We start from the raw sequence: 10,775 nt of genomic DNA on the forward strand, positions 1-10,775 counted from the left end.
GGCCCCGCGACACGCCCGCATAGGCGCAGTTCAGGTGGCAGCCGGCGGTAAATTCACCTGCGATTGACCCGCGGCGCAGGGACGGCTTGAGCAGAATCGATTTCGACGGAGGTGCCCGTAGTGGCAAAGCAACCGACCGCTGAGAAGCGTCAACGGCGCGAACGCGGGTCCATCAATCCCGAGGACATCATCAAAGGCGCATTCGAACTCGCCGAGCAGGTGTCGATCGACAATCTCAGCATGCCGCTGCTCGGCAAACATCTGGGCGTCGGCGTCACGAGCATCTACTGGTACTTCCGCAAGAAGGACGATCTGCTCAACGCGATGACCGACCGCGCGCTGCGCGAGTTCGTCGTCGCCACCCCGTACGTCGAGGCCAAGGATTGGCGGGAGTCACTGGCCAACCACGCCAGGACCATGCGAAAAGCCTTCATGGGGAACCCGATTCTGTGTGATCTCATCCTCATCCGCTCGGCGTTGAGCCCGCGCGCAGCGCGGCTGGGTGTCCAGGAGATGGAGACCGCGATCGCCGGCCTGGTCGAGGCGGGGCTGTCGGTCGAGGACGCCTTCGACACCTATTCGGCGGTGTCCGTCCATGTCCGCGGCTCGGTCGTGTTGCATCGCCTCTATGAGAAGAACCGGGCCAACGACAACGCTCCGGGCGATTACGAGGAGACGATGGTCATCGATCCGGACGTCACCCCGCTGCTGGCCCAGGTCACCAGCGAAGGGCACCGGATCGGGGCGGCCGACGAGAAGAACTTCGAGTACGGCCTGGAGTGCATCCTCGACCATGCGGCCGCAAGGATCGCCCGACCGACAGCCACCAAGACGAAGCGAAAGTAGGCGCGACAACTCTGCGCCGCCGGCCCGGACCCTTTGGGGTCCGGGCCTTTTCACGTGCCGACCACCATCCGGCCGCGGTGGCGGTCGCGCATTCGCCCATGATGCGCGGACCCACTCGGCGGGTCGCTCCATTTCCTATCGTTACATTGACAAATGTAACAGTTCGTGATGACGTAATTGATGTGACCGCAGTTGCCGCACCAGACCTGCCGGCTGTGCCCATCGAGCGTTCCGTGCGCTCCGTCGTGGCGGCCGCCGCCACCCGCTGGACATTGGGCTGCCTCACCGGTGTCATCCCGATGAACCAACCGGGGGTTCGGTTCTCCCGCGGATTGATCGCCGCGATCATGGGGACTTTGGGCTCGATGCCCGACGGCACCCGGGTCATTCCGGTCAACCGTCCCGGCGTTCGTGGTGAATGGGTGCTCGGACCCGGCGCGACATTCGGGACGCGGGCCGGCTACTACATCCATGGCAGCGCCTATGTCATCTGTTCGGCACGCACGCACCGCAAATTGGTGGCGCGGTTGTCCGAGGCCACGGGTATGCCGTTCTTCTCGGTCGACTACCGCCTGGCGCCCGAACACCGGTTCCCGGCTGCCGCCGAAGACGTGGAGGCCGGATACCGCTGGTTGCAGTCCGAAGGCTACGCACCGTCTCGCATCGTGATCGCCGCGGATTCTGCAGGCGGTCATCTGGCCTGTGACATGCTGCTCTCGAACCTCGACGAGCCGATGTTCCGGCCCGCGGCGGTCGCGCTCTTCTCACCGCTCGTGGATCTCACCTTGCGCCTGGCTGAACAACAACAGGTGGTCCGACGTGATCCGGCGATGTCGGCGACGGCCGCACGCCGCCTGGTCGGGCTCTACACCGCCGGGCAGGAGCCCGACCACCCACGGCTGCGTCTCGACTTCCAGCATGCGGGTCGTCTGCCGCCCATGCTGATTCAGGCCGGCGAGTTCGAGATGCTCAGCGCGGACGCCCGGTATCTCGATGCCGAGATACGCCGGGCGGGAGGGGCGAGCGTCCTCGAAATCTGGCCGGGCATGGTGCACGTGTTCCAGGCGCTGCCACGACTGGCGCCGGAAGCCGAGCCGGCACTGCGCCGGGCGTCACGTTTCCTGTGCTCCGCACTGGCGGACGACCGGACCGATAACCAGGCGAAGGTGTGCTGATGTTCGGAATCGACCTGCTGCTCAACATGTTCCGTGGAGACCGGCGTAGCACCAACGCCAAGGCGGTGGTCACCGGCGCGGGGAGCGGAATCGGACGCTCGTTCGCCCTTGAGCTCGCCCGCAGGGGTGGCGAGGTCATCTGTGTCGACATCAATCCGGACCGGGCCGACGAGACGGTCGACCTGATCGACCACCTGCCCACCGGCAACGGCCACGCCGTGGTCTGCGATGTCTCCGATCGCAGTGCCGTCGAACTACTGGCCAAGCAGGCCAACGACGTCTTCGGCGGGCCGCCGACCCTGGTGATCAACAACGCCGGCGTCGGTGTCGGCGGCAAACCCATCGGCGCAATCGGTTTCGACGACTGGGATTGGGCGCTCGGGATCAATCTGTGGGGTGTGGTGTACGGCTGCGAGGTCTTCACCCCGATCCTGCGCGAAGCCGGCCGGGGCGGGATCATCAACGTCGCGTCGGCCGCGGGATTCGCCGCCGCACCGTCGATGGGACCGTACAACGTCTCGAAGGCGGGGGTGATGTCGTTGTCGGAGACACTGGCCGCCGAGCTCGCCGGAGCCGGCGTCGCCGTGACGGTGCTGTGCCCCACCTTCGTCAAGACCAATGTGTTTCAGGACGGCCGCATCACCCCCGGTTCGATGAACCTGAGCCAGCAGCTCGCCCGGTGGACCGGGCTGTCCCCGGACAATGTCGCCGCGCGCACCCTGGACGCGCATGACAACGGCCGGTTGTATGTGGTGCCCCAGGTCGATGCCACCGTCATCTGGCACCTGAAACGGCACTTCCCCGGCCTCTATGTCCGTGGGGCCGGACTGCTCGGCCGGGTTCTCCCCAAAGACTGAAGCCGGCCCGAAAACCAGAATTCCGACCGCATTCCGCGAAAGGACGCAACATGGCGATGGATCTCGACAACATGCTCCAGATGATCAAGGACCGGCAGTGGGCCTTGGTCGACATCGACTGGGACGCACCGGGCGCCGAGCTGATCGACCCCGAACTGCACGCCAAACTGAAACCGTTCATGACCGACCTGATGTGGATCGAGAACGTCGGCGCCCGCGGGTTCGCCGCGCTGGCCAAGAAGGCGCCGAATCCGACCCTCAAGAGCATCTACGAGCACTTCCATGCCGAAGAACAGAAGCACGCCAACGCCGAGCTCGCGCTGATGCGCAGGTGGGGCATGCTGGAGAACGACGAGATCCCGGCGCCGAACGTCAATGTCCAGCTGGTCATCAACTGGCTCGACAAGCATTCCGACGGAATGGGTCTCACCTTCCTGGGCACCGTCATCCCCATGCTCGAAGTGGCCCTGGACGGCGCACTCATCAAGTTCATCACCGACGAGGTCAAAGACCCGGTGGCACAGGAGGTGTTCAAGCGGATCAACTCCGACGAGTCTCGCCATCTGGCCGTCGACTTCGAGGTGATGGACATCCTGGGACATGCCGACATGCGCAAACTGCTCATCGAACTCGTCGGCGGCTGGATCAAACCCACCTTCCTGATCGGCGTGCTCAGCTACTTCCCGCTGCTCAACAAGATGCGCGACAACATCGTGGAGATGGGCGTGAAGGAGGACCGGCTGTACCAGGCGATGCGCCGCTTCCAAAGTGTCGGCGAGCGAAGTGAATTCGCCCGCCGACTGCCGATGTACCGGATCATCTCGTGGCAGAGCCGCAAGGTGATCGATCGGACCTCCAAGTACCACTGGCTGGCCGATTCGCTGGTCAAGATCACCGGCGCGATTCCGATGGCCATGGTGGAGAACACCCCGACCTGGTCGCAGGAACTGACCTACGAGCCCGTCGCCTGAGGGGATCGATCGACACCATGGCTTCTTCTTCCACGTCTGTTGCCATCATCGGCGCCGGATTCGCCGGCATCGGCGCGGCCATCCGGCTCCAAGCCGAGGGCATCACCGACTTCGTGATCTTCGAGCGCGATTCACGGGTCGGTGGAACCTGGCGCGACAACACGTATCCCGGCGCCGCCTGCGATATCCCGTCCCGCCTGTACTCCTACAGCTTCGCACCCAATCCGGACTGGTCGCACACCTACTCGGGCAGCGCCGAGATCCTCGAATATATCGACGGCATGGTCGAATCGTCCGGTATCGCACCGAAGATCCGGTTCGAACACAACGTCACCGCGGTCTCCTACGACGCGGTCGCCGGCGAATGGACCGTCGACCTCGAAGGCCGGGAGCCGGTACAGGCCCGAACGGTGATCGTCGCGTCCGGCCCGCTGTCCAACGCCAGTTTTCCGGACCTCCCCGGGATCGACACCTACGAAGGCCACAAGATTCACAGCGCCCGATGGGACCACGACTACGACTTCGCGGGTAAGCGGGTCGCGGTCATCGGGACCGGCGCCAGCGGCGTGCAGATCATCCCGGAACTGGTCAAGACGGCGAAGTCCGTCAAGGTCTTTCAGCGCACCCCAGGCTGGGTGCTGCCGCGCGTCAACACTGCGACGAGTGGCTGGCTCAAACGCCTGTACCGCACCCTCCCGGTGACCCAGACCCTCATGCGCAACGCGTGGTACTGGGGTCACGAGTCGGTCGCCCTCGGCGTGGTCTGGGACAGCCCGTTCACCCGGGTCGTCGAGGCGGTCAGCACGGCCAACCTCCGTTTGCAGGTGAAGGATCCGTGGTTGCGGCGTCAGCTGACGCCGGACTTCTCCGCCGGTTGCAAGCGGCTGTTGATGACGAGCGAGTACTACCCCGCCCTGCAGGCCGACAACTGCAAGCTGGTGACCTGGCCCATCGCCCGGCTGTCCCCCAACGGAATTCGCACCGTCGAGGGTATCGAGCATCAATTCGACTGCATCGTGTTCGCCACCGGATTCGACGTCTCCAAGGCAGGCACGCCATTTCCGATCACCGGTGTCGACGGCCGTGAGCTGGCCGCCGAATGGAGCCGCGGCGCCTACGCGTACCGCAGCGTTGCGGTATCCGGCTATCCCAATCTGTACTTCACCTTCGGCCCGAACTCCGGCCCCGGCCACAGCTCGGCGTTGGTGTACATGGAAGCTCAGATCAACTACATCGTCGAGACGATCTCGACCCTGCTGCGGTACGGCTGGAAATCGTTGGACGTCCGGCCGGACGCCCAGGATCGCTACAACACGGACATCCAGCGGCGGCTGAAGGCCACGACCTGGAACTCCGGTTGCCAGAGCTGGTACCTGACCGACGACGGGTTCAACGCAACCATGTATCCCGGGTTCGCCACCCAGTACGTCAACCAGCTCAAGGCCGTGAACCTGGAGGACTACAAGATCACCGTCGCGCAGACCAGCGGCGATCCCGTCCTCACCGGATAGGATTTGGTCGTGACCGAGTACCGGATTGACGACCTCGCTCGGGAGGCGGGGACAACAACCCGGAACGTGCGCGTCTACCAGGACAACGGACTGCTGCCCCGGCCCCAGCGCCGGGGCCGGGTGGCGATCTACACCGACCGGCACCTTCGCCAACTGCGCGCGATCACCCGGTTGCTCGGTGAGGGCTTCACGCTCAAGCACATCATGAAGTTCCTCACCGGTCTGCAACCCGGCGAGAACCTCGTGGACGTCCTGGACCTGTCGGATCTCGAGGAACTGGTCACCGCACCGTGGTCACATCCGGAACCACGCACCATGTCGCTCGATGAGCTCGAGGAACGACTCGGCAAGCTCGACGCATCGATGGTGCGCCGGCTCACCACCCAAGGCGTGATCGCGCCGACCGACGACGCGGACAGCTACGCGGTCACCGATGTGCGCCTCATCGACGACTTCGCCACCCTCGTCGCCCGCGGGATGCCACTCGCCCTCATTCTGAAAACGAGTGCCGCCGTGGACAAGAAGCTCGACGCCGCCGCTCGTGAGATGACGCGCGGCGGCCACAGCGAGGTGGTGCGACAGCGGGGGCCGGGATGGCTGCCGAGCAACGACGCCGAACTCGCCTGGGCGGCAGACCTGGTCAACACCATGCGGCGGGCGGCCAGGCGACTTGCCCACGCCAGCCTGGACCGGGCGTTCGACGAAGCTGTCCGCGCCGAGCTGCAGGAATACCAGGCAGCGGGCAAAACCGAGGCCGGCCCGGCAGCCGAACGTGAGCCCGATGGGGAGACCACAGCCGATGGCCCCCACCGCGGCTCTCGCCGAACCGGCTAGACCTCGATGACGACCGCGCCGCCCTGTCCACCGCCGGCGCACATCGCGGCGACCCCGATACCACCGCCGCGACGCCGCAGTTCGTAGACCAGCGTGGTGACCATGCGGGCACCGGACGCGGCGATCGGATGGCCGAGGCTGCAGCCGCTGCCGGAGAAGTTCACCGACTCCTCGTCGATCTCGTACTTGCGCACCGCGGCGATCGGCACCGAGGCGAATGCCTCGTTGATCTCCCACAGCGCCACATCGGACGGCTTGAGCCCGGCGCGGTCCAGGACCTTGCCGATGACCTCGACGCCGCCCAGACCCGTGTCGCGGGCCGGAACGCCGACAGCGGCCCACGCCTTCACGGTGGCGAGCACGTCGAGGTTCTCGGCGGAGGCATAGTCGTCGGCGACCAACGCGACAGCAGCGGCCGCGTCGTTGGTGCCACTGCTGTTGCCCGCGGTGATGGAGAACCCGTCGATCTCGGGATGCAGAACCTTGAGTTCGGCGAGCTTCTCGGCCGTGGTGCCGCGGCGCGGATGCTCGTCGATACTGAACTCGGTGACCGACCCGTCGGGCTGGTTGACCTTCAGCGGCACGATCTCGTCGAGGAACTTGCCCGCGTCGATGGCGGCGACGGCCCGCTGGTGCGACCGTGCGGCCCAGGCGTCCATCTCTTCGCGGGTGATGCCGGCCGCCTGCGCGGTGTTCCAGCCGACGGTGATCGACATGTCGCGCATCGGAGCGTCCGGGGTCTCGACGTGGGTAGGCGTCATCCACGGCTCGATGAACTCGATCTCGGGGCCGAACCCGGGCACCCGCCATTTCATCAGCGGAGAGGAGGACAGCGACTGCACCCCGCCGGCCACCAGCACGCGCTCCATCCCGGAACCGATCTGGGCCGACGCATTGCCGATGGCGGTCAGGCTGCCGGCACAGTGCCGGTTGACGGACTGGCCGGGCACCGACTCCCAGCCGAGGGCGTCCGCGGCATACCGGGCGATATCGCCACCGCCGTAGTTGGATTCGGCGAAGATCAGGTCGTCGATGGCCTCCGGTGCGATGCCGGCACGCCGGACGACCTCGGGCAGGACCGTGGTGATCAGGGTTTCCGGCGGGGTGTTGACCAGCGTGCCCTTGAAGGACCGGCCGATCGCCGTACGGGCGGCGCCCACGATGACGGGAGTTGCCATAGTTCCACCTTTACGATATCGAATACTTCTGTAAACGTACCAGGAGACCGGATCAGTGTGGTTCCTGGACGTGGAAATGCTCGTCACGCAGCCGGAATGCCTCTTTGGTGCCGTGCTGGGCCCGGGCCTTGACGAAGTTGAACTCACCGGGCGAGAACTGCAGGTTGGTGCCGTAGGCATGAAAGAGGTAGCTGGCCACCTCTTCCCCCTGATATGCCTGGCTCTGCTCGACGAGCCGGAACGCCTCCTTGGCGATGACGACGCCATCGGCGGGCATCTTCGCCGCCTTGGTCGCCCAGTAGCGCGCCCGCGCCGTTACCTGATCGGCATCACAGGTGTCGGTGAAGATACCGAGGTGCTCGACGGAGCCGGCCTCGATGATGTCGCCGGTGAGCAGCATCCGCCGCGCCAGCACCGGGCCGAGGCGGTGAAAGAACATGTGCAGGCTGCCCAGCGCCGGGCCGAGGAACCTGGTGGCGGGCATGCCGATCTTGGTGTCGCGGGCGATCACCGAGATGTCGGTCATCAACGCCATCTCGAAGCCACCGCCCAGCGCGTAGCCGTTGATCTCCCCCACCGTAACCTTCGGGAAGCCCATGAAGTTGTGATAGAAGCCAAAAGACTTGCGGTCCACCGTGAGTCGGCGACGTTGACTGGGGCGTGACTTCTTCTGGCCGGAAGGACCCCTCGCTCCAGCCTTCTGCTCTTCGCGCAAGCGCTCATCGCCGTACCACCCGTAGGCGTTGTTCATGTCCGCGCCCGTGCTGAACACACCCTCGGCGCCACGCAGCAGCACCACGGTGAGGTCGTCGTCGTCGGCCACGATATCGAGGTAGCGGGCGATCTCGTCACGCATCTCCGCGTCGTAAGAATTGCGCTGTTTCGGATTGTTCAGCGTGATGGTGGCGATGCGGTTGTCCGCGTCGACCTCATAGCGCACCCGGTCATCGGTCATGCGAAATCAACCTCGCTTCAATGGTTTTGTCGGCCCCGGCCGCCAGGGTGGTGTGCCGGGCCGCGGTCAGATGATCGGCGGCGAGCCTGGTGGCCCGCGCCGAGTCACCGTCGGCGATGGCGTCGAGCAGTCGCTGGTGGTCGCGCAGTGCGGCCCGCATCGTCTTCTGGTTCACGTCGTCGCCCCACACGCCTGATTCGTGCGCCGACCAGATCAGCTCCAACGAGCCGATCAAGAGAATCATCGGCTCGTTGCCGCACCGCGCCACCAGCACCTCGTGGAACCGGCGGGCGTTGGGAACGTACCGCGAGGCATCGTCGAACTGCGCTGTCTGGGTGTCGATCTCGGCCTGCAGATGGGGGACCACTTCGGTGGCCCGGTCGGCGCGGGCGGCACACATACCCGCGCAGATCGGTTCGAGGTGCAACAGTGCTCCGCTGACGTCGGCCGGGGTGGCCGCCCGGGTCTGCAGCACCATGCTGATCGTGTGGGCGGTGCGTTCCGGCGACGGCAGGCGCACGACGGCCCCGCCGATGTTGCCGCGCCGCACAGAGATCAGCCCGTCGGTCTCCAACAGGTGAATGGCCTCACGCAATGCCGGTGGGCTGACCCCGAATTCCTGGAAGAGGCTCTCCTGGGTGGGCAGGACGTCGCCGGCACGCAGCCGCCCGGACAGGATGTCATCGCGTAGCTGGGCCGCGACGATCTCGGCAACACGGGGTTGCCGGATGCGCCGTGCGCGACCTTCCATCGATGGCCTTTCCTTGCTAACTTGTACAAGATAGTAACCGCATCGCCTACTGTATGGGCAACTGTATGGCTCAGGAAAGGCTGGCTGGGGTGAGTGACGGTTCGGTGACCACGTTCCGCACGGACTCCGTCCTGCGCATCACCCTCGACCGTCCCAGGCGACGTAACTCGTTGAGCCATAACATGATCGACGATCTGGTCGCCGCGCTCTCCGCAGCCGCGTACGACGACTCCCTGCGGGCGATCGCCATCACCGGCGCAGGCGCCGACTTCTGCACCGGGGCTGACTGGGTCGCCACCAACGACGCCGGTGCGCGGCCACGCACCGGCGACCTGGTCCGCCGCATTCCGCACACCGCGCACCGGGTCATCGAGCTGGTCGCCACCATCCAGCTTCCGGTGGTGTGCGTAGTCCGAGGCTGGGCGGTCGGATTGGGCTGCAACCTGGCGCTGGCCGCCGACTTCACGATCGCCGACGCCGGCGCGACGTTCTGGGAGCCGTTCATGAGCCGTGGGTTCACCCCGGACTCGGGGGCCACCTGGCTGCTCCCGCGGCTGGCCGGGGTGGCCCGGGCCAAGCGCATGCTGCTGCTCGGTGAGAAGGTCAGCGGTGCCGACGCCGCCGACTGGGGGTTGATCCACGACGCCGTCCCGGCCGACCAGATCGACGCGGCCGAGGCCGACCTGTTGGCCCGCCTGGCCGCCGGCCCCACCGTCGCGATCGGGCTGGCCAAACAGGCCATCGCCTACGGCCAGCACGCCACGCTGACCCAGTCCATGAACCAGGAACTGTCCAATCTGGAACTCTCCTGCCGCACTGCCGATTTCAAAGAGGGACTGGCGGCGTTCCGCGACCGCCGCGACCCTGACTTCCGGGGCCGATGAAAGGTATCCATGTACGACACCATCAAATACGAGGTTGACGGGCACAAGGCGACCATCACGCTCAATCGCCCGGATGCACTCAACGCGCTGTCACCGCACATGATCACCGAGTTGCGATCTGCCTATGCCGAGGCCGAGAACGACGACAGCGTCTGGCTGATGATCGTCACAGCCACCGGCCGGGCATTCTGCACCGGCGCCGATGTCAAGGAGATCCCCGGCGATGGCAAGGTCGTCAACGAACGGCCTTACCTGTCCACCTACGAACAATGGGAGGCTCCTCAGGAAGGCACCCCGCCGTTCCGCACCATGGCCAAGCCGGTGGTGGTGGCGATCAACGGAATCTGCTGCGGCGCCGGGCTGGACTGGGTGACCACCGGTGACATCGTGATCGCCTCCGACAAGGCCACGTTCTTCGACCCCCACGTGAGCATCGGCCTGGTAGCCGCCCGCGAGATGGTGCGCCTGGCCCGTGCACTACCCCGGTCGGTGGCGCTGCGGATGGCATTGATGGGCAAGCACGAGCGCATGACCGTCGAACGCGCCTACGAACTCGGCCTGATCACCGAGATCGTCCAGCACGACAAGCTGCTCGAGCGCGCGCACGAGATCGCCGACACGGTGTGCCTCAATGCCCCACTGGCGGTCCGGGGAACCCGGCTGGCGATTCACAAGACCCTCGACCTCCCGCTGCACGAGGGCGAGATCCTGGCCGAGACGTTCCGCGAGCGAGTGGTCCGCACCGAGGATGCGCTCGAGGGGCCACGGGCGTTCGTCGAGAAGCGCCCGCCCAACTGGCAGGCGCGGTAATCG

11 protein-coding genes are annotated in these 10,775 nt (G+C 65.9%); 8 read left to right on the forward strand and 3 right to left on the reverse strand.

Going from position 1 to position 10,775, the window contains the following annotated elements:
* Positions 1 to 120: 120 nt before the first annotated feature.
* The 6 genes from BN4332_RS28580 (at position 121) to BN4332_RS28605 (ending at position 6,194) form a co-directional block, all read left to right on the forward strand.
* A complete protein-coding gene (locus tag BN4332_RS28580; protein WP_066903001.1) occupies positions 121 to 846 on the forward strand; it encodes a TetR/AcrR family transcriptional regulator in 726 nt (241 codons plus the stop codon).
* Between the two features lie 182 nt (positions 847 to 1,028).
* Positions 1,029 to 2,021 carry an alpha/beta hydrolase gene (locus tag BN4332_RS28585; RefSeq protein WP_066903002.1) on the forward strand — a complete coding sequence of 331 codons (993 nt, stop codon included), beginning with the start codon at positions 1,029 to 1,031 and terminating at the stop codon, positions 2,019 to 2,021.
* Positions 2,021 to 2,878, forward strand: coding sequence for an SDR family NAD(P)-dependent oxidoreductase (locus BN4332_RS28590; protein WP_096867177.1), 858 nt, complete (start codon positions 2,021 to 2,023; stop codon positions 2,876 to 2,878). Before BN4332_RS28585 ends, BN4332_RS28590 begins: the two co-directional genes overlap by 1 nt.
* A 50-nt stretch (positions 2,879 to 2,928) precedes the next feature.
* The gene (locus BN4332_RS28595) at positions 2,929 to 3,849 is read left to right on the forward strand and encodes a reductase (RefSeq protein WP_066903004.1); all 921 of its coding nucleotides are present in this window, start codon (positions 2,929 to 2,931) and stop codon (positions 3,847 to 3,849) included.
* A gap of 17 nt (positions 3,850 to 3,866) precedes the next feature.
* Positions 3,867 to 5,360, forward strand: coding sequence for a flavin-containing monooxygenase (locus tag BN4332_RS28600; protein ID WP_066903005.1), 1,494 nt, complete (start codon positions 3,867 to 3,869; stop codon positions 5,358 to 5,360).
* A gap of 9 nt (positions 5,361 to 5,369) precedes the next feature.
* Positions 5,370 to 6,194, forward strand: coding sequence for a MerR family transcriptional regulator (locus BN4332_RS28605; protein ID WP_066903007.1), 825 nt, complete (start codon positions 5,370 to 5,372; stop codon positions 6,192 to 6,194).
* On the opposite strand, the gene BN4332_RS28610 is transcribed toward BN4332_RS28605, so the two are convergent.
* Genes BN4332_RS28610 through BN4332_RS28620 form a run of 3 tightly spaced genes read right to left on the reverse strand, consistent with a single transcriptional unit; the run spans position 6,191 to position 9,078 of the window.
* Positions 6,191 to 7,372, reverse strand: coding sequence for a thiolase family protein (locus BN4332_RS28610; protein WP_066903009.1), 1,182 nt, complete (start codon positions 7,370 to 7,372; stop codon positions 6,191 to 6,193). The two genes, BN4332_RS28605 and BN4332_RS28610, sit on opposite strands and share 4 nt — an antisense overlap.
* Positions 7,373 to 7,424: 52 nt before the next feature.
* A complete protein-coding gene (locus BN4332_RS28615) occupies positions 7,425 to 8,327 on the reverse strand; it encodes an enoyl-CoA hydratase/isomerase family protein (RefSeq protein WP_066903011.1) in 903 nt (300 codons plus the stop codon).
* The gene (locus BN4332_RS28620; RefSeq protein ID WP_066903013.1) at positions 8,317 to 9,078 is read right to left on the reverse strand and encodes a FadR/GntR family transcriptional regulator; all 762 of its coding nucleotides are present in this window, start codon (positions 9,076 to 9,078) and stop codon (positions 8,317 to 8,319) included. The genes BN4332_RS28615 and BN4332_RS28620 overlap by 11 nt, the downstream gene beginning before the upstream one ends.
* Before the next feature lie 65 nt (positions 9,079 to 9,143).
* On the opposite strand from BN4332_RS28620, the gene BN4332_RS28625 reads away from it, so the two are divergent.
* Positions 9,144 to 9,962, forward strand: coding sequence for an enoyl-CoA hydratase/isomerase family protein (locus tag BN4332_RS28625; RefSeq protein WP_066903015.1), 819 nt, complete (start codon positions 9,144 to 9,146; stop codon positions 9,960 to 9,962).
* Between the two features lie 9 nt (positions 9,963 to 9,971).
* Positions 9,972 to 10,772 (forward strand): enoyl-CoA hydratase/isomerase family protein, encoded by an 801-nt coding sequence (locus BN4332_RS28630; protein WP_066903017.1) that lies wholly within the window; start codon positions 9,972 to 9,974, stop codon positions 10,770 to 10,772.
* Positions 10,773 to 10,775 lie beyond the last annotated feature (3 nt).

It is taken from the genome of Mycolicibacterium houstonense (assembly GCF_900078665.2).
Taxonomy (GTDB): Bacteria; Actinomycetota; Actinomycetes; order Mycobacteriales; family Mycobacteriaceae; genus Mycobacterium; species Mycobacterium houstonense.

Excerpts from the sequence above, each read along its gene's own strand:
- BN4332_RS28590 (WP_096867177.1), top strand. The coding sequence starts at position 2,021 with ATGTTCGGAATCGACCTGCTGCTCAACATGTTCCGTGGAGACCGGCGT.
- BN4332_RS28595 (WP_066903004.1), top strand. The coding sequence starts at position 2,929 with ATGGCGATGGATCTCGACAACATGCTCCAGATGATCAAGGACCGGCAG.
- BN4332_RS28600 (WP_066903005.1), top strand. The coding sequence starts at position 3,867 with ATGGCTTCTTCTTCCACGTCTGTTGCCATCATCGGCGCCGGATTCGCC.
- BN4332_RS28610 (WP_066903009.1), bottom strand. The coding sequence starts at position 7,372 with ATGGCAACTCCCGTCATCGTGGGCGCCGCCCGTACGGCGATCGGCCGG.
- BN4332_RS28615 (WP_066903011.1), bottom strand. The coding sequence starts at position 8,327 with ATGACCGATGACCGGGTGCGCTATGAGGTCGACGCGGACAACCGCATC.
- BN4332_RS28620 (WP_066903013.1), bottom strand. The coding sequence starts at position 9,078 with ATGGAAGGTCGCGCACGGCGCATCCGGCAACCCCGTGTTGCCGAGATC.
- BN4332_RS28625 (WP_066903015.1), top strand. The coding sequence starts at position 9,144 with ATGGCTCAGGAAAGGCTGGCTGGGGTGAGTGACGGTTCGGTGACCACG.
- BN4332_RS28630 (WP_066903017.1), top strand. The coding sequence starts at position 9,972 with ATGTACGACACCATCAAATACGAGGTTGACGGGCACAAGGCGACCATC.